Here is a 17989-nt window from a genome sequence, read left to right as displayed (position 1 = left end):
GGGGTCCGCACCGGTTGGCGAAGGCCGGGGTGAAAAGGTCTTAGCCCGAAGGCTCGGGTCGTTCGGTGCGCACGAGCACGGCGCCCTTCGACAGGGGGCTCACGTTGCGCCGGTACTGCTGCAGCCAGCCGGTGTCGAAGGCCGGCGGCGGCGCCTGCCAGTCGGCGCGGCGCGCCTGGAGTTCGGCGTCGCTCAGTGCGATGTCCAGGCGGCGTGCATCGAGGTCGATGGTGATCACGTCGCCGTCGCGCACCAGCCCGAGCGGGCCGCCGAGCGCGGCTTCGGGCGACACCTCGGCCACCACCAGTCCCTTGCAGACCAGGCCCGAAAGATGCCCATCTGTCAGGATCGCGACCTGGTCACCCAGGCCCGCGCCGTCGATGGCGAACACCACGCGCGAGGCACCGCCGCCCATGGCAGGGCCGCCGCAGGCCCCGGCGCCGCGCATCACGACCACCTGGCCCGGCACAATCTCGCCCTTCTTCAGCGCCGCGATGGCCGCGTCCGAGGTCCAGAAGCACACCGCCGGCCCCGTGAAGCTGCGCACCTTGCGCGGGGCGATACCCGTCTTGATCAGGCCCGATTCGGGCGCGAGGTTGCCGCGCAGCAGCACGATGGCGGGGTGCGGCGCCACCGGGCGGTCGATGGGTCGGATCACCTCGGCGTCAGCGACTTCGGCGCCGCGCAGGTTGTCCGCCACCACAGCGCCCGTGACGGTGAGCGCGCCGGTGTCGAGCAACGGCGCAAGCTGCTGCATGAGAGCGCGGCAACCGCCCGCCGCCTCGAAGGCCTCGATGCTGTGCTCGCCGATCGGCCGCACGCCGGCCAGCACCGGCGTCGTGGGGCCGAGGCTTTCGAAGAGGCCGTACACGTCGACGCCGCACTCCCCTTCGGTCGATATCGCCTGCAGGTGCTTGGCCGTGTTGAGCGAGCCGCCAACGGACAGCACCGCTCGCACCGCGTTGGCAAAGGCGCCGGGCGTGAGGATGTCGCGCGGCTTCAGGTCGTCCCACACCATCTGAACGATGCGCGTGCCCGCGGCGCGCACGTCGGCCATCATCTTCGGGCTCAGCGCCGCCACCGGCGCGCTGCCGGGCAAGGCCATGCCGAGGGCTTCGCAGACGATGTGCATCGAGTTGGCCGTGCCCAGGCCTGAGCACACGCCCGGCCCGCGGATCGCCTCGCGGCTCATGCCGACGAGTTCTTCCATCGGCAGGTGGCCCGTGACCGCATGCATCGCGCCAATGAACACCTCTTCGATGTCCATGTGCTTGCCGCGGTACTCGCCGCTGGGCTGGTATCCGCAGGGCACGAGCAGGGTCGGAATGTTGAGCCGCGCCGCCGCCATGAGCTGGCCCGGCACGGTCTTGTCGCACGAAGTGAGGCAGACCATGCCGTCGAGCTGCGCGCCTTCCACGGCCACCTCGATGTCGTTGGTCACCAGGTCGCGCGCACCCAGCATGTAGGCGCCGCGTGCACCCGCGCCGGTGATGAAGTCGCTGGGCGCAGCGGTGCGGATTTCGAAAGGCACGCCGCCGGCGGCGCGGATCGCGGCCTTCACCTCCACCGCCACGCGGTCCAGGTGGCTGAAGCAGGCCGCGAGCTCAGAGGAGCTGTTGACGATGGCGATCTTCGGCTTCTCGCAGTCTTCCTCGGGAATGCCGAGCGCGCGCCAGTGCGCGTTGCGCACCGACCAGAGATAGGAGCCGCGCGGGAAGTTGCTGCGCAGGGGTCGGGTCATGGGCGGTCTCCGGTTTTGTTCTTCTTGGTGATTTCGATCACGCCGCGGTCGGCGTCCACGCGCACCCAGTCGCCGGTCTCTATGCATTCGAGCGGGTCGCGTTCGAAATCGGTCATCGACGGCGAGTGCGTGACCACGGCGCCGAGCGCCATCTTGGTCGTCATCTCGTTGAACAGAAATGCCGCCGGCGCCGAGTTCATGAGCCGCGTCATGTGGAACATGGCCGACCATCCCGACGAGCCCTTGGCCCCCGGAAATACCAGCACCTTGCCCGCGAAGCTCTGGCCACGCAGCTCGTGCCGAGTCTCGATGACGGTGCCGGTGCGCGGATCGATGCCGCCCCAGCCCGAGATGCGGTCGCGCGTGACGAGAGCCTCGCCTTCGGCAATGCCGCCGACCACCTTGCGGCCGCGGATGACGAGAGGAACTATGTTGTGTGCGATCGCGTTCATGGTTTTGCTCCTTCCCCTTTCGGGGGAAGGTTGGGATGGGGGCAGCCAGAGCGCTCGATGGATGCGCCGCATGCCCCCACCCCTGCCCTCCCCCAGAGGGGGAGGGAGAAAATCCGGAGCCTCATTGCATGCCTCCGTTCCACCGCCCAGTACACGCCGCATCGACGCATTCCGCCGTGCTGCCGAACCACGCCTGCACCCCAAGAATGGCCGGCAGGTAATGCGCCTGCTTGGCGGAATCGAGCGCCACCGTCTTGGTGCCTTTGGGCACGGCGCGGCTCATGGCGGAGCAGCTGTCGGTCATGAGGATGCCGCCCGCGTCTTCGATGATCTTCGTGTAGCCGTTGCGGTCGGCCAGCGACTTGATGGCGCGCGGCGTGAAGATCCATAGCTCGCAATCGGGATGCACCTTGCGCCCCTCGATGAGCTGCGCGGCCTCCCAGATCTGCTCGATGGTGTAGTGCGGGCAGCCGAGCATCACGTATTGCACCTCGGCGTCTTTTCCGGTGGCGTTGATCTTCTCGTAGGTGGCGCGGCGCTCGGCCTCGCCAAAGCGCAGCACCTCGACCGGCGCCCTTCCGCCGAGCGCCTGCTCCAGCGTCAGCGCCTCGGGCGTGATGCCGGCGATGTGGTACATCTCCACGCCGCCCGACGACGAGGCCGCGGCGCCGAAGTGCTTGAGCCTCGGCAAATTCGGCACGCGGGCGATGCCGCGCCGGCTGTGCACCACCGGCACGCGCTCCTGCACGTGCTCGCCGATGTAGTAGCCGAGCAGGCCCCAGTCCTGCACCGACTCGACCTCGATGTCGAGCTCGATCACATGCGTGGCACGGCGGTTCTCGTCGAGGTGATAGCCCCAGTACGGAATGCGGCCCGTGAGCATCGCCGCGCCCGTGCTCTCGCGGCCCTCGGTGTTGGTGCGCGCGCCCAGCACCGAGTTGCAATAAACGACCGCCGACGATTCCATCCACGCGCAGTGCTCGCCGCGCGTCGGGATGTTGCCCACCTGGTAGGGCGTGCAGGTGTTCATGATCTGCGCGCCGAGCCCGGCCGCATGGCGTTCGCTCTTGTTGTAGAACTGGACGATCTCCTCGCTCACGCCCATGCGCTCGGGCTGGCCGGGGTCGAAGCCCAGCTGCAGGTGGCTCGTGAAGACCTTGAACTTCGGGATCTCGACGGTCTCCTGGCTGTCGAGGCTGAACTCGGAGAACACCGCGTCCATGCCGCCGCCCTTGGCGAGCGCGAAGTCGCGCTGGAACGGCGTGGTCGAGGTGATGGTGGCGCAGACGTTGCGCGTTTCCACCAGCCGCTCGGCGCCCAGCGCTTCGCCGTAGCGCATCAGGAGGTCCATCGCCTTATGCACGGCCGGTCCGTCACGGCCGTCCATCATGGCTTTTTCTTCATCGCTCAGGTGCATGACCTGTGTCTCCGTTCTTGTGCTGTCGTGAGATCGTGAGGACTGGCCGGGCTATCCCGGCAAGGGCGTGGGCACGTGGCCGCCAATGTCGCGCGCGATGGTGAGCGCGATGTCGTGCAGGCGCGGTGCGAGTTCTTTGCGCAGGCGCTCCTCGGTGAACACGAAGGCGGCACCGCCGCCATTGAGCGCCATCACTTCTCCGTCGGGCCCGATGAGAGGCACCGACACCGAATTGATTTCACGGTGGAATTCGCCGAGCGAGAGGCAGTAGCCCAGCCGCCTGGCTTCGCCGATGGCGCGCGTCATGCCGGGCGCGATGCTGTCCCACTCGGGGCCGCGCAAGAGGCGCATCGAGTCGACCAGCTGGTTGCGCTGCGCCTCCGGCAGCGCCGAAAGGTACGCGCGGCCCAGGGCCGAATTGGCCAGCGGCGCACGCGAGCCCACGTCCAGCCGCGCCGAGAGCATCGACGAGCGCGGCCGGCAGGCTTCGATCAGCACCATCTCCATGCCGTCGCGTATCGCCAGGTAGACCGAGGCACCCACTTCCTCCGCCATCGCCTGCATGCTGGGCCGCGCGGCGGCGCGCACGTCGAGGCTGCCGAGGAACACACGCGAGAGCGACACCACGCCGGGCCCGAGCATGAAGCGGTCGGCGAGCTGCGCGGCCTTGAGCATGCCCAGCGAGAGCAGCGTGGCGACGAGCCGGTTGACGGTCGGCCGCGGGATGCCGGTCATGCGCGCGATGTCGGCGTGGCCCAGCACGGGACGCTCTTCGCTGAAGCAGCGCAGCACCGAGATGCCGCGCTCCAGCGCGCTCACGGTGTCGGAGCGGTCGCCGCGCGACTCGGTCGCTTCGGCGGCGGAAAGAGAGCTGTCGTTTTTGTCAGTGGACATGGAAGAACCCTTTGCAAGACTCTGCAATGTAGAGGCTGGCGAAACAGGGTCGGCTGAGTTCATGACGTGGCGTTCAGACGCCGGCTTCGGCCGTGGCGGGTGCCGTGGCGTCCTGCCCGGCGCCGGCACGCAGGTACACGCCCTGCGCCAGCAGCTCGGACTGCAGCGTGCCCACGTCGACGAAGCGCGGCGCGATACCGTCCCGCGATGCCAGCGCGGCCGCCACGCCCGCGGCCTGCCCCGTGATCCAGCACTGCGGAATCTCGCGCATGAAACCGTGCGAGTTGCGGTCGCACGAGATGTGCCGGCCGCACGCCAGCAAGCCGTCGAGCTGCTGCGGCACCAGCGCACCATAGGGAATGGAGATGTTAGGAAACTTCGGCGACACCGCCGGCGTCACGCCCACTTCGTCGGCCAGCGCCACGCCGTCGGGCCACTGGCTGCGCAGCACCGCGCCCACACCGGTGAGCCGCCGCGCATGGCGCACGCCGATCTGCGGCGCGCTCAGCATCAGGTAGGCATCTTCGAAGCCGGGCGCGTGCGCCTTGAAGTAGTCCAGGTGCGCGGCCATGGCGCGGTGCGAGCGCACTTCCACGGCCGTGAGGTCGTCCACGTCGAGCGCCGAATAGCCCGACTGGCGCGGCCCCATGAACAGCGCCACGTCGTTGCGCCACGAGACGAAGGGCCGCTCGAACAGGCCGCATTGCTCGCGGCCGCGCGCCATGAAGGCGGTGAAGGCCTCGGGCTGGCCGGCCTTGAATTCGATCCAGCGGTTCATGTCCACGCCGCCGAACAGCCACGAGGTGTTCATGCAGTGGTGCACGTCGGCCTCCTCGATGTCGTTCACGTAGGCCGCGCCGGCGCGCGCGAACAGGTCGCCGTCGCCGGTGGCGTCGACCACCACGTCGGCCATGATGGCCATGCGGCCTTCCTTGCTCTCGAAGACCACGCCCTTCACGGCGCCATCCTGCACGATGGGTATGGCGGCCCAGGAGTGATAGATGAGCTTGACCTTGCGCTCCAGCACGATCTCTTGCGACAAGAGCTTGAGCCGCTCCGGGTCGATGGTGGGTGACCAGGTGACCACGCCGTGATAAGCGGCCGTGCGCTGCGACCAGTGCGCGGCCTTGACTGCGTCTTGCGAACCCCAGTCTTCGCGCGCGGGGCCGGCAATGGCATCGGCCGGCAGGCGGTCGAACAGTTCTTCGGCAAAGCCGCGGATCACCAGCTTGCCTTCCCAGTCGGTCATGCGGTCGATCCAGATCACGAGGCCGCCTGTGGAAAGCCCGCCCAGGTGGTTGTAGCGCTCGAGCAGCGCCACGTCGGCGCCCGCACGGGCCGCGGCGGCAGCGGCTGCAGTGCCCGAGGGGCCGCCCCCGACCACCAGCACGCCGCAGCGGTGGTAAACCGGAATGTTCTTGCCGGGCTCGGCCCAGCTGCCGTGGTCAGGGCGCTTGACGCGGCTGTCGCGGTCGAAGATGTCGGAGGACAGGATGCGCTCGTCGGTGCGGACGACAGTTTCATGGATGAGTGTCTTGGATGGGCTGTTTCGTCGTATTTTGATTTCAATGTTCATTTTGTCAAACACAAAAGCCTTGAAAAAGGCTGTCCTTCGGGGTATTCCCTAGATAATGTGGATTTTTATGGTTTTCTAAATCAATATAAGAAGAACATTCCAACGGAGACATCGATGAATAAACCCTGCGGCACCCGCCGTGCGTTCGGCGTCGCGCTCGGCGCGACGGCCTTTCTCGGCCTGGCGCCCCTGGCGCTGGCCCAAGACTTTCCCGTGCGCGGCGGCAAGCCGATACGCATCGTGGTGGGCTTTACCGCCGGCGGCGGCACCGACGCGCAGGCGCGCATCGTGGCGCAGAAGCTCGGCGAGGTACTGGGCACCGGCGTGATCGTCGACAACAAGCCCGGTGCCAGCACCATGCTCGCGGCCAGCGAGGTGGCGCGCGCGCTGCCCGACGGCTACACCCTGCTCTATGCGCCCTCTTCAACCATGGCGCAGAACCCGCACACCTTTTCTCAGGTGCCCTACGACCCCTTCAAGGACTTCACCGCCATTTCGATGGGCGGCCGCGGGCCGCTGGTGCTGTCGGTGAGCACCACCGTGCCGGCCAGCAACGTGAAGGACCTCGTCGCCTACGTGAAGGCGAACCCCGGCAAGGTGAGCTATGCCTCCTTCGGCGCGGGCACCTCGTCGCACATCTACGGCGAGGCCTTCGTGAAAAAGGCCGGCATCGACGCGGTGCACATTCCGTACAAGGGCGGGTCGGACGCGGCGAAAGACTTGATCGGCGGCCGCGTGCAGTACATGTTCGATTCGGCCTCTTCGGCCCTCATCACCTCCGGTACCGGCAAGGTGAAGATCCTGGCCATCGCAGCGAACGCGCGCATTGCCGCGCTGCCCGACGTGCCGACCTTTGCGGAACAAGGCGTGACGGGGCTCGACCTGCCGAGCTGGCTCGGCTTCTACGGGCCGGCGCACATGCCCGCGCCGGTAGTCGCCAGGCTCAACGCGGCGCTAGCGCAGGTGCTCGCGATGCCGCAGGTGCGCGACTTCTACCGCAGCGGCGGCTATGAAGCCGGGGCCAGCACGCCCGAGGAGCTTGCCGGCATCACGCGTTCGAGCTACGAGCGCTGGGGCGCGATGGTGCAGCAGGTCGGGTTGACCAGGCAATGAACCGTTTGCCTTCCTCCATCGCCCGTCGGCGTGCTGCCGCGTGGCTCGGGCTCGGGCTCGCATTTGGCGCGGCCGCATGGCCGCTGGGCACGCTCGCCGCCGGGCCCGCGCCGTTCCCCGAGAAGGGACGCAGCATCCGCATCGTGCTCGGCCTCGCGGCGGGCGGCGCCTCGGATGCGCAGGCGCGCTTCGTCGCCAACAAGCTCGGCGAGGTGCTGCAGACGCCGGTGATCGTCGAGAACCGGCCGGGCGCGAGCTTCATCCTCGCCACGGAAGAAGTGATTCGCGCCGCGCCCGACGGCTACACCATCATGTACGCGCCCTCTTCGGTGGTGGCGCAAAACCCGCAGACGCTGGCGCAGGTGCGCTACGACCCGTTCAAGGACCTGACGCCCATCTCGCTCGGCGCGCGCGGGCCGCTGGTGTTGACCGTGCACGCGAGCGTGCCGGCGCGCACGGTGCAGGAGCTTGTGGCGTACATCAAGGCCAACCCGGGAAAGATGAGCTACGCCTCCTTCGGCACCGGCACCTCGTCGCACATTTACGGCGAAGCCTTTGCACAACAGGCGGGGCTGGACGTGGTGCATGTGCCGTACAAGGGCGGCGCCGATGCTGCGAAGGATTTCCTCGCGGGCCGCGTGCAGTACTACTTCGATGCGGCGCCCAACGCCATCCAGAACACCGCCACCGGCAAGGTCCGCATGCTGGCGGTGGCGGCGCCGAAACGCAGCGCGATGCTGCCCGACGTGCCCACAATGACCGAACAGGGCGTGAATGGCGTCGACATGCCGAGTTGGCTGGGCTTCTACGGGCCCGCGCGCATGCCTGCGCCGGTGGTCGCAAGGCTCAACGGCGCACTCGCAGAGGTGCTGGCGATGCCCGCCACGCGCGACTTCTTCCGCCAGGGCGCCTATGAAGCAGAGTCGTCGAGCCCCGCGCAACTGGCTGAGCTCGCGCGGTCAACCTACGATCAGTGGGGCGACATCATCCGCAAGCTGGGGCTCGCGAAGCAATAGCGAGGCTCGAGGCTCGAGGCTCAGGCCAGGAAGCGCAGCAGCAGCCGATTGAATTCTTCGGCGCGCTCGTACTGCGCCCAGTGCCCTGCCCCGTCGATCACCACGCCTTCGCGCTGCGGATGGCCGGCCGTGAGTTGCACCACCAGCGGACGCGGGTCGGCGGTGACGTCGTACTCGCCCCAGAGCAGCAATTGAGGTCCGCCGAGCGTGTCTAGCGCGGCCTGGAGTCCGCCGGCCTGCGACACATCCTTGCTGCGAAAACGCGTGCCGTGGCAGGAGATGTCGTGGATCTCGAAGGCCAGCGGGTCGATCGCGGCCTTGTCGTGCAGCATGAGCGCGCCCAGGTTGTGCAGCAGCGCGGCGCGTTCTGCTTCGCGATTGGGCGCGGCGCGCCAATTGATCATCTCCACCGACATGCGCCGCATCGTGCCGTGGCCTCCGCTGCCCACGAGCGCCAGGCGCCGGATGGCACCGCGCCGCACTGCAAAGCGCGCGGCGGTGAGTCCGCCGAATGAGAAGCCGCCAAGGTCGATGGACGTGCCCACACCGATCAGCTGATCGAGCGATCCGCCCAGGGCATCGAGCAGCGGGCGGAGCGGATCTTCGCCCGGGGCTGCGCGCGGCGGCGCATCGGAGTCGTTGAACCCGGGCATGTCGGGCAGCCACAGCGTATGTTCGGCCGAAAGCGCCTCGACGTTGCGCAGCCAGTGCATCCAGCTGCCATGGCCGCCATGCAGCAGCACCAGCGGGGGATGCGCGTCGTTTTCGGCACCGAAACGGCGCCAGCAGACGCGAACGCCGCCGTGCACCACGTCATGGCGCGGGCCGCTCGCGGCGATGCGTTCGATGAGCAGGCGGGCTTCGGTCTCTGAACTCGACGTTGAATCTGAATCGGGAATGGAAGGCATTGCCCGATTCTGCCAACCCGCCGCCTTTTCAGCTGGCGGCCGCGCCGAAGCGGTAGCTCGACACCACGAGCCCGCCCATGAAGTCGTCTTCGTGATAGATGCGCTCGCCGGCTTCCTGCTCGGCTGCGCCGACGGCCACCATCAACGGAATCAGGTGTTCCTCACGCGGATGCGCCACGCGTGCCGAAGGGGCCGAGGCCCACTCTTGCAGGCGCTGAACGCGCTCTTCGGGTGCCGCTTGCACGGCGGTGTCGTCGAGCCAGTCGCCAAAAGCCTTTGAGACGCCATGCGCCTGCGGGCCGAAGTTGCGCAGGTTGTGATAGCTGAGGCCGCTGCCGACGATGAGCACGTTCTCGTCCCGCAGCGGCGCGAGCGCGCGGCCCAGCGCCAGGTGCTCCGCCGGGTCGAGCCCGCGCTTGAGCGACAGCTGCACCACCGGCACGTTGGCGTCGGGATATATCGCCTTCATGGGCGAGAACATGCCGTGGTCGAAGCCGCGCTCGGGGTCGATGGCCGCGGGCAATCCGGCCGCGGCCAGGAGCGACTGCACGCGCTGCGCGAGTTCGGGCGAGCCGGGCGCGTCGTAGCGCACTTCATAGGTATGGGCGGGAAAGCCGCCGTAGTCGTAGATCATGGGCGGGCGCGGATTGCCCTGCACGGTGAAGACGGGTGCCTCCCAATGAGCCGACACCATCAGGATGGCGCCGGGCGTGCGGCCGATCTGGCGCGGCATGTCGGCCAGCGACGCGGCCAGCCGGTCGTAGACGCCGCCCATCTCCTTCTTCATCCAGGGCCAGGGTCCGCCGCCGTGGGAGATGAAATACGTGGGCAGGCGCGAGGTGTTGTCGTCGTGGGTCAAGTCGATGCTCCTTGAAAGCGTTGCACAGACTGTAGACATTTCCCATGAGGAAATCGACAAGCTAGGATGCATCGATCCGTTTCTTCTGAGGAAAGCATGATGGACCGCCTGACCAGCCTGCGCGTGTTTCGAGAGGTCGTCGAATCGGGCAGCTTCGTGGCCGCCGCGGAACGCCTGTCGATGTCGCCGCCAATGGCGAGCAAGCACGTGGCGCAGCTCGAAAAATCGCTCGGTGCGCGGCTCTTGCACCGCTCGAGCCGCCACCTGAGCCTGACCGAGGCCGGCACCGCCTGGTACGAGCAGAGCCGGCGCGCACTCGATCTGCTCGATGCGGCTGAAGCCGTCATCGGTCAGAAAAGCGAGGCGCCGCGCGGCCAGCTCAAGGTGAGCGCGCCGGTGTGGTGTGCCACGCCGCGCTTCGCGCGCGTGCTGGCCGACTACCGTGAGCGCTATCCCGAAGTGCTGATCGACATCCACCTGGAGAACCGCAAGGTCGACCTCGCGGCGGATGGTTATGACCTGGCGCTGCGTGCCACCCAGGAGCCCTCTCCGGCGCTCATTGCGCGGCCGCTGTGCCGCGTGCCCTTTCACCTGGCGGGCACGCCCGCCTACCTGCGGCGCATGGGCAGCAGCCCCGCGGTGCCGGCCGACGTGGCCCGGCTCGGCGCCATCGTGCCGAGCTACGTGAACCTCGACAACCTTTCGCTCAAGGGGCCCGGCGGGCGTATGTTTGCGCTGCGGCTCATGCCAGCAATGCGGTCGGACGACACCACGCTCACGCTGCATGCGGTGCGGGCAGACATGGGCATTGCGTTCTTGCCCGAATGGCTGATAGACGACGACTTGGCAGCGGGCCGGCTGGTGCGGCTGCTGCCCGACCACGCCCCGCATCCGGTCACGCTGTTTGCGGTGTACACCAGCCGCCAGTACATGGCGCCCAAGCTGCGCAGCTTCATCGACTTCCTGGGAGAGCGGCTGGGTGGCCAGCCGCCGGCCGCCGCCGCAAAGCGCACCCTTTCGGGGCAAGGGCATGCCACCCCGGGCTAAAGTCCCCGATTCGCCTTCGCCTGGAGACCGCCCGCCTTGTTCCGCTTCTTCGAAAAACTGCTCCATCCCTACCCCGCCGCCGAACCGGCGCCGCCACCGTCGGGCCTCTTCGCCTTTCTGTGGGCCTGCACCCAGGGCCTGCGCCTCAAGATGGCGGCCATGGCGGCGCTCACGGCCGCCATCTCGACCTTCGAGGCGCTGCTGTTCGCGGTGCTCGGGCGCATCGTCGACTGGCTCGGTGGCCAGGTGCCGTCACGGCTGTGGACGGAGCGCGGCGACACGCTCATGTGGCTGGCCGCGCTGCTGGTCATCAGCATCGGCGTGGTCGCACTGCAGACCATCGTCAAGCACCAGACGCTGGCGGTGAACCTGCCGATGCGCCTGCGCTGGAACTTTCACCGGGTGATGCTGGGCCAGAGCATGGCTTTCTACCAGGACGAGTTCGCGGGCCGCATCACAGCCAAGGTGATGCAGACCGCGCTCGCGGTGCGCGATACCCTTTTCGTGCTGGCCGACGTAGTGGTGGCCATGGGCGTGTACGTGGCGACCATCATCGTGCTGGTAAGCGTTCTCGATATCCAGCTTGTGCTGCCCTTCATCGTCTGGCTGGTGCTGTATGCGGGCTCGTTGATGTACTTCGTGCCGCGCCTGGGCAAGGTGGGCAAGGCGCAGGCCGATGCGCGCGCGCTGATGACCGGCCGCGTGACCGACGCCTACACCAACATTGCCACCGTCAAGCTGTTCTCGCACACGCAGCGTGAGGCCGGCTTCGCGCGGGAGGCAATGCGCGAGTTCATGTACACGGGCTACGGGCAGATGCGGCTGGTGAGCGCTTTCGAGATCGTGAACCACACGCTCAGCATGGGCCTCACGGCGGGCATGGCCGGCACCGCGCTGTGGCTCTGGTCGAACGGCACAGTGGGCGTTGGCGCCGTCGCCGCGGCCACCGCCATGGCGCTGCGCCTGCAGGGCATGTCGCACTGGATCATGTGGGAGATGACCAGCCTGTTCGAGAACATCGGCACCGTGCAGGACGGCATGAAGACGCTGTCGCGCCCGCGCACCGTGCTCGACACGCCCGATGCCGGCGTGCTCGAGGTGCCGCGCGGCGAGGTGCGCTTCGAGCACGCGAGCTTCCGCTATGCGGATGCGGGCCGCCGCGTCATCGACGACCTGAACCTGGTGGTGCGGCCCGGCGAAAAGATCGGCCTGGTCGGCCGCTCGGGCGCGGGCAAGTCGACGCTGGTGAACCTGCTGCTGCGTTTTCATGACCTGGAGAGCGGCCGCATTTTGATCGACGGACAAGACATTGCGCACGTGACGCAGGATTCGCTGCGCAGCCACATCGGCATGGTCACGCAGGACACCTCGCTGATGCACCGCTCGGTGGCCGACAACATCGCTTATGGACGGCCCGACGCCACGCAGGCGCAGATCGAAGCCGCCGCCAAACGCGCCGAGGCGCACGAGTTCATCCAGACGCTGGGCGATGCCAGCGGCCGCCGCGGCTACGAAGCGCACGTGGGCGAGCGCGGCGTCAAGCTCTCCGGCGGTCAGCGCCAGCGCGTGGCCATTGCGCGCGTGATGCTGAAGGACGCGCCGATCCTGCTGCTCGACGAGGCCACCAGCGCGCTGGACTCCGAGGTGGAGACCGCCATCCAGCAAAGCCTTTATCGATTGATGGAGGGGAAGACGGTGATCGCGATCGCGCACCGGCTGTCGACCATCGCGGCCATGGACCGGCTCATCGTGCTCGACGAAGGCCGCGTGGTGGAAGAAGGCGACCACCGCTCGCTGATGGCGCAAGGCGGGCTCTATGCGCGGCTGTGGGCGCACCAGAGCGGCGGCTTTCTCGGCGATTCGCTTGAAGAAGACGAGGAAGCCCTGCGAGCCTGAGCGCAGCCTAGTTGGGCAATGCACCGGCTTCGTACAGCGCTGCGAACTCCGCACTCGGCGGAATCGGCTTCACGATGTCGATCAGCACACCGTTCGGGTCACTGGTGATGAAGTGGCGCTGGCCGAAGTCTTCATCGCGCAACGCAAGAAGAATCGGCAGGCCTGCCGCCGCCAACCGGTCATGGACCGCATCGGGGTCGTCCACCTCGAAGTTGAGCAGCAGGCCGCCCGCCACCTGGCCGCGTGCGGGCGCAGGAATGGTCTGGTGGCGGCCGTCGAGCACCGCAAGATTCACAGACGCGTTCCCTGCCAACTGCAAATGCACGTACCACTCGCTCGTAAACAGCGGCGTGAAGCCGAAATGCGCCTGGTAGAAGCCGGCCGTTCCCGCCACGTCGTTGCTCATGATCACCGGGTAGTAGCTCGTCACCTTCATGGCGTCGGTCCTTTCAATTAACATACAGACTGCATGTACGCCAAATATTATCTACAAACAGTCTGTATGTAAAATGCCAACGCCAATCGCCGACTCTCATTCCAGGACCAACCGCGAACGCACGGAAACCACGCGCCTTGCGTTGATCGACGCTGCGCGCGCGCTGTTCGTGAGCAAGGGCTACGGTGAAACCTCGACGCCAGAGATAGCTGTTGCCGCCGGTATCACGCGTGGCGCGCTGTATCACCACTTCGTGGACAAGCGCGACCTGTTCAGGCAGGTGCTGGTGCGCGAAGCAGAAACCGTGGCAGCCGACATCGAAGCGGCCACACCAAGGCAGTTGACGCCGTGCGAAGCCCTGCTGCAAGGCAGCAAGGCCTACCTGAACGCGATGGCCGCGCCCGGCCGCACGCGGCTGCTTCTCATCGAAGGGCCTGCCGTGCTGGGCCTGAAGGAAATCATGGCCATCGACGAAGCGACTTCGGCGAATTCGCTGCGCCAGGGGCTGGTGAAAGCCAGGCTGGGCAAGGCAGAGGTGTCCCTGCCCGCGCTCGCCCGGCTGCTCTCGGCGACCTTCGACCGGGCGGCACTGGACATCGATGCCGGCGCCGATCCGGAAGAAATCCAATCGGCCATGCGCTGGCTGCTTGAGCAGGCGCTGGGCCCCGAGCCGCGCCGCAAGGCCCCGGCCTGAGGCGTTGCATGTGCCGCGTCGGCGCGGCACATGCGCTCGCCCGGGTTTTCGCGAGTCCTACAGCATAGGCCGCCCCTCGCCGACAGCAGGCAGCCCACCCGGGCGCGATGCTGAAGCTGTCGTCATCAACGAGGAGTCATCCCGTGAGTTCAATCATCTACATCGTCGGTCTGATCGTGGTTGTCGTGGCCGTGCTTTCGTTCTTCGGCCTTCGCTGAGACCGGGCACGCGTTTTCGACTCGCACGCTGAACAAAAGCGGGGCCGTATGTGCGGCCCCGTTTCTCATGGGGCCTTCGCAGCGCGCCGGGCATAATTTGCGCGCCCCGATCAACACGGGGCGCCACTAGCGAAGGGACCCTGTTGACCAACACCGCGTTGCGCGAATCTGCTTTTCCGGACGCGGTAGTCACCGAGGCGATCCGATGGACCGAGGAGAAAGGTCCACTCGACGATGCACAGGCCATGCGCATTGCCGCCTCCCGCACAGCCAACGAACATGCACGCATCACGGCGCGCGCGCTTCAGCTGGGCGAACGCATCGGGCTGCCATCCGAACTGGCGCGCGCGCGCCAATGGGGACCGTGGGTGCTGCTCGGCCTCATCGCGCTCGTCGTCGTTGCGGGCCTGGGGCTCGCGGGCAACGTGGTCGGCGGCGGCGAGCGGCACATCAACGTGATCGTCGCGCTCGTGAGCCTGCTGGGCATTCACCTCGTCACGCTGCTGCTTTGGCTGGTGGGCTTATGGCTGCCGCCCGGTTCGTTTAGTACGAGTTCGCTGGCCTGGATCTGGCTGTCGCTCACCGCACGCGTGGCCGGCGGCAAGCGCGGGCAGGCGCCGGTGCTGGTACGGGCGGCGACCGGGCTCCTGGCGCGCGCCAGGCTGTTGCCCTGGGCCTTCGGTCTGGTGAGCCACGGCATCTGGTCGATCTCTTTTGCGGTGGTGCTGGCCGCACTGCTGTTCGCGCTGGCCTTTCGCAGCTACACGCTGAGCTGGGAAACGACGATCCTCGATCCGGCCTTCTTCGTGCGCGCGGTGCAGGTGCTGGGCTGGGCACCGGCGCAGATCGGCTTTCCGGTTCCTGAAGCCCAGACCGTGCTCTCGTCCGCTCCCGGTGCCGCGGGCCAGCGCACGTGGGCGCTGTGGCTCACCGGGTGCATCGTCGTGTACGGATTGCTCCCGCGGCTTGCGCTCGTACTGCTGAGCGCGGTGGTGTGGCGCCGGCGGCGGGCCGCACTACAGCCCGACTGGAGCGAGCCCTATTACCGCAAGCTGGCGGCGCGCTTCGCCGCGCTGGCGCCGCCCTCGATTGTCGATGCCGACCCGGGGCGGGCACCGGGCATCGCGCCCAGCGGGCTGGCACCTTCACAGCTGCGGGACACGCTGTTCGTCGTCGGCTTCGAACTGCCTCCGGATGCGCCGTGGCCACCACAAGGCCTGCACGCCAGCGCGGCCACCGAGATACAGCGCATCGACGGCAGTGCACCCGCGCGCCGCGGCCTGCTCGATCGGTTGGCAGAGGTTCGGCCGCGCGCCGTGCTGCTCGTGTGCCATGCCGCATCGAGCCCTGAACGCGGCACCGAACGCTTCCTGCGCGATCTGCTGGCCCATTGCGGCGAATGCCGGCTGTGGCTCACCGATGCAGCGAAGGACGCCGCTGCCGATGCCTCGCAGCGCTGGATCGACTGGCTGCGCGCCACCGGCCTGCCGCGCGTGACGGCCATGCACAGGCTCGAAGACGCGCTGGAGGGCCTCGGCGCCACCCCATGACCACATCACAACAAGCCATCCGCATCGCCGTGGTCGGCCACACCAATGCGGGCAAGACCTCGTTGCTGCGCACGCTGACGCGCCGCGCCAACTTCGGCGAGGTGTCGCAGCGACCCGGCACCACGCGCCACGTGGAGTCGGTCGACCTCGAAGTGAACGGCCAGCCCGCCGTGCGCTTCTTCGACACGCCGGGGCTGGAAGACGCGGTGGCGCTTCGCGAACACCTGGCCGGGCTCGATCCGCAAGCCACCCCGCCCGAGCGCATTCGCCTGTTCCTGCAGGGCCCCGAAGCGCATGGCATGTTCGAGCAAGAGGCCAAGGTGCTGCGCACCATGCTCGAGATCGATGCGGCCTTTCTCGTCATCGACGTGCGCGAACCGGTGCTGCCCAAGTTCCGCGACGAGATCGAGCTGCTCAACTCCTGCGCCCGGCCCGTGATGCCGGTGCTGAACTTCGTGCGCGATGCGGCGAGCCGCGAAGCGGCCTGGAGAGAGCTGCTCTCCGCCTATGGCCTTCACGTGCAGGTGAGCTTCGATGCCGCCGCGCCTTTCGTGGGCGCGGAGCGCGAGCTGTACAACGATCTTTCCACCCTGCTGCGCGACCAGCGCGAGTTGCTGCGCAACGTGGTGGATGCATTGACCGCCGAAGCCGCCGAACGCCGCCGCGCGGCCTGCGCGCGCATCGCCGGGTTGCTGATCGATGGCGCGGCGCTGCGTCGCAGCATGACGGCCGAAGAGTTTGCCGACACCACCCGACGGAAGGCCTTCGTCGCAGCGCTGCAGAAAGAAGTGTTCGACAAGGCGCAGCGATGCACGGACGACATGCTGGCGCTTTACGGCTTTCGCCAGGACGATGCCGGCGAGGCGCCGCTGCCGCTCATCGAGGGCCGCTGGGCGTTGGACTTTTTCAGCCCCGAGGCCATGAAGGAAGCGGGCCTGCGGCTCGGCAAGGGCGCCGTGATCGGCGCCGCCGTGGGCGTGGTGGCGGACCTGGCAGTGGCCGGCATTTCGCTCGGCACGGGTGCCGCGGTGGGCGGCGCCATCGGCGGCGCTGTGTCGCAGGGCTGGGGTCCCTTCGGTCGCAAGCTGGCGAACAAGCTGCGCAACGTGCACGAGCTCACGGTCGAAGACGGCGTGCTCTTTGCGCTGGTGGCATGGCAGCTGAAACTCGCGCGGGCGCTGGAGCGGCGCGGCCATGCCGCCACTGGGCGCATTGCGGCCGAGTCGAGTGCCACGCAGGACGCACCAACACGCGCCACGGCCGCCGCCGTGCGCGCGGCAAGACCGGCGCGCAGCCATCCCGAATGGGAATCGACCGGTGTGGCGACGCGCTCCTTCTGGCGCCCCGCGCCGCAGCGCGATGCGCTCGCGGCCGACATCGCGCATACGCTGCTGAACGCTTTCGAGACCTGAGCGTCCCCGGCGGTCACCGCGCCGTCATGAGGCATGCCTAGCATCCGCTGGCCTTCGCCCTCCATAACCAAGACTGCAACCCCGACGCGATGTACCCCGGCGAACGGCTCAATGGCTACACCCATCTGCTCGGTCTGGTGCTCGCCCTGGTGGCCATGGCCCTGCTGCTTGCCAAGACCGTGCCCACCGGCGACCCCGCGCGAATCGTCGGCGCGCTGGTGTTCTCGCTCTCCGCGGTGGCGCTGTATTCGGCATCCACGCTGTTCCACAGCACGCGGGGGCCTCGCAAGCGCCTTTGGGAAAAGGCCGACCACTGCGCCATCTATTTGCTGATTGGGGGTACCTACACCCCGTTCGCATTGGTTACTCTGAATGGCTTGTGGGGCTGGCTGCTGCTTGCCGCCGTATGGAGCGCCGCGCTTTTCGGCATAGGCCGCGAACTGTTGCAGGCCAAGGGCGCGGCCACCAAGCCGGCGTTGGCGCTCTACATCGGCATGGGCTGGCTCGGCGTGCTGGCGGCCGTGCCGCTGGCCGCGCGGCTCGAGAGCGGCGGGCTGGCCTGGCTTTTGGCGGGCAGCTTGCTCTACACCGTGGGCACAGTGTTCTACCGGAACCGGCGGGGTTTCAGGCATGCGCATGGGACCTGGCACCTCTTCGTGCTAGCGGGGACCGCCAGCCACTTTGTTTCGGTGGGCTGCTTCGTGCTCTGACCGGAGGCGGCCGGCATGCGCCGTCAAGGGCTGCAGGCGCGTGTTGCCGT

The 17989-nt window shown here is 67.8% G+C and carries 16 protein-coding genes; 8 read left to right on the top strand and 8 right to left on the bottom strand.

All coding sequences use genetic code 11. From position 1 onward, the window contains the following. Window positions 1-40: 40 nt before the first annotated feature. The 5 genes from ilvD to J2X92_RS13825 all read right to left on the bottom strand — a co-directional run bounded on the left by ilvD (window position 41) and on the right by J2X92_RS13825 (window position 6080). Window positions 41-1741 carry a dihydroxy-acid dehydratase gene (gene ilvD, locus J2X92_RS13845; RefSeq protein WP_307576490.1) on the bottom strand — a complete coding sequence of 567 codons (1701 nt, stop codon included), beginning with the start codon at window positions 1739-1741 and terminating at the stop codon, window positions 41-43. Beyond that, on the bottom strand, window positions 1738-2193 hold the full coding sequence (locus J2X92_RS13840; RefSeq protein WP_307576488.1) for an aconitase X swivel domain-containing protein: 456 nt from the start codon (window positions 2191-2193) through the stop codon (window positions 1738-1740). The genes ilvD and J2X92_RS13840 overlap by 4 nt, the downstream gene beginning before the upstream one ends. A 121-nt stretch (window positions 2194-2314) precedes the next feature. Next, the gene (locus J2X92_RS13835; protein WP_307576486.1) at window positions 2315-3610 is read right to left on the bottom strand and encodes an aconitase X catalytic domain-containing protein; all 1296 of its coding nucleotides are present in this window, start codon (window positions 3608-3610) and stop codon (window positions 2315-2317) included. Between the two features lie 51 nt (window positions 3611-3661). Next, window positions 3662-4504, bottom strand: coding sequence for an IclR family transcriptional regulator (locus tag J2X92_RS13830; protein WP_307576485.1), 843 nt, complete (start codon window positions 4502-4504; stop codon window positions 3662-3664). Window positions 4505-4577: 73 nt separating this feature from the next. Continuing rightward, a complete protein-coding gene (locus J2X92_RS13825) occupies window positions 4578-6080 on the bottom strand; it encodes an FAD-dependent oxidoreductase (RefSeq protein ID WP_307576483.1) in 1503 nt (500 codons plus the stop codon). Between the two features lie 114 nt (window positions 6081-6194). Here J2X92_RS13825 and J2X92_RS13820 point away from each other — a divergent pair, with 114 nt between their 5' ends. Both J2X92_RS13820 and J2X92_RS13815 read left to right on the top strand, forming a co-directional pair. Then, entirely contained in the window at window positions 6195-7193 is a 999-nt protein-coding gene (locus J2X92_RS13820) for a Bug family tripartite tricarboxylate transporter substrate binding protein (protein ID WP_307576481.1), read from the top strand. Continuing rightward, window positions 7190-8209 (top strand): Bug family tripartite tricarboxylate transporter substrate binding protein, encoded by a 1020-nt coding sequence (locus tag J2X92_RS13815; RefSeq protein ID WP_307576479.1) that lies wholly within the window; start codon window positions 7190-7192, stop codon window positions 8207-8209. The genes J2X92_RS13820 and J2X92_RS13815 overlap by 4 nt, the downstream gene beginning before the upstream one ends. Window positions 8210-8229: 20 nt before the next feature. Here the strand turns inward: J2X92_RS13815 and J2X92_RS13810 are convergent, their stop codons facing one another. Next, on the bottom strand, window positions 8230-9117 hold the full coding sequence (locus J2X92_RS13810) for an alpha/beta fold hydrolase (RefSeq protein WP_307576478.1): 888 nt from the start codon (window positions 9115-9117) through the stop codon (window positions 8230-8232). Between the two features lie 28 nt (window positions 9118-9145). After that, complete coding sequence (locus J2X92_RS13805; RefSeq protein ID WP_307576476.1) at window positions 9146-9976, bottom strand: DODA-type extradiol aromatic ring-opening family dioxygenase; 831 nt, start codon at window positions 9974-9976, stop codon at window positions 9146-9148. Window positions 9977-10075: 99 nt separating this feature from the next. On the opposite strand from J2X92_RS13805, the gene J2X92_RS13800 reads away from it, so the two are divergent. Both J2X92_RS13800 and J2X92_RS13795 read left to right on the top strand, forming a co-directional pair. Continuing rightward, window positions 10076-11023, top strand: a complete 948-nt coding sequence (locus J2X92_RS13800; RefSeq protein ID WP_307576475.1) for a LysR family transcriptional regulator — start codon at window positions 10076-10078, stop codon at window positions 11021-11023. Window positions 11024-11059: 36 nt separating this feature from the next. Beyond that, entirely contained in the window at window positions 11060-12919 is a 1860-nt protein-coding gene (locus tag J2X92_RS13795) for an ABC transporter ATP-binding protein (protein WP_307576473.1), read from the top strand. Between the two features lie 7 nt (window positions 12920-12926). Here the strand turns inward: J2X92_RS13795 and J2X92_RS13790 are convergent, their stop codons facing one another. Further along, window positions 12927-13355 carry a VOC family protein gene (locus tag J2X92_RS13790; protein ID WP_307576471.1) on the bottom strand — a complete coding sequence of 143 codons (429 nt, stop codon included), beginning with the start codon at window positions 13353-13355 and terminating at the stop codon, window positions 12927-12929. A 73-nt stretch (window positions 13356-13428) separates the two neighbouring features. Between J2X92_RS13790 and J2X92_RS13785 the strand changes: the two genes are divergently transcribed. The 4 genes from J2X92_RS13785 (at window position 13429) to trhA (ending at window position 17939) form a co-directional block, all read left to right on the top strand. Further along, the gene (locus tag J2X92_RS13785; RefSeq protein WP_307576469.1) at window positions 13429-14049 is read left to right on the top strand and encodes a TetR/AcrR family transcriptional regulator; all 621 of its coding nucleotides are present in this window, start codon (window positions 13429-13431) and stop codon (window positions 14047-14049) included. Between the two features lie 361 nt (window positions 14050-14410). Then, window positions 14411-15817 carry a DUF2868 domain-containing protein gene (locus J2X92_RS13780; RefSeq protein WP_307576468.1) on the top strand — a complete coding sequence of 469 codons (1407 nt, stop codon included), beginning with the start codon at window positions 14411-14413 and terminating at the stop codon, window positions 15815-15817. Further along, complete coding sequence (locus J2X92_RS13775; protein ID WP_307576467.1) at window positions 15814-17229, top strand: GTPase/DUF3482 domain-containing protein; 1416 nt, start codon at window positions 15814-15816, stop codon at window positions 17227-17229. Before J2X92_RS13780 ends, J2X92_RS13775 begins: the two co-directional genes overlap by 4 nt. An 89-nt stretch (window positions 17230-17318) precedes the next feature. After that, the gene (gene trhA / locus J2X92_RS13770; RefSeq protein WP_307576465.1) at window positions 17319-17939 is read left to right on the top strand and encodes a PAQR family membrane homeostasis protein TrhA; all 621 of its coding nucleotides are present in this window, start codon (window positions 17319-17321) and stop codon (window positions 17937-17939) included. Window positions 17940-17989 lie beyond the last annotated feature (50 nt).

This window comes from Variovorax paradoxus (assembly GCF_030811855.1).
GTDB lineage: Bacteria > Pseudomonadota > Gammaproteobacteria > Burkholderiales > Burkholderiaceae_C > Variovorax > Variovorax paradoxus_L.
The sequence above is the reverse complement of the archived record's forward strand: the minus strand, read 5'-3'. Positions and strand labels throughout refer to the sequence as shown.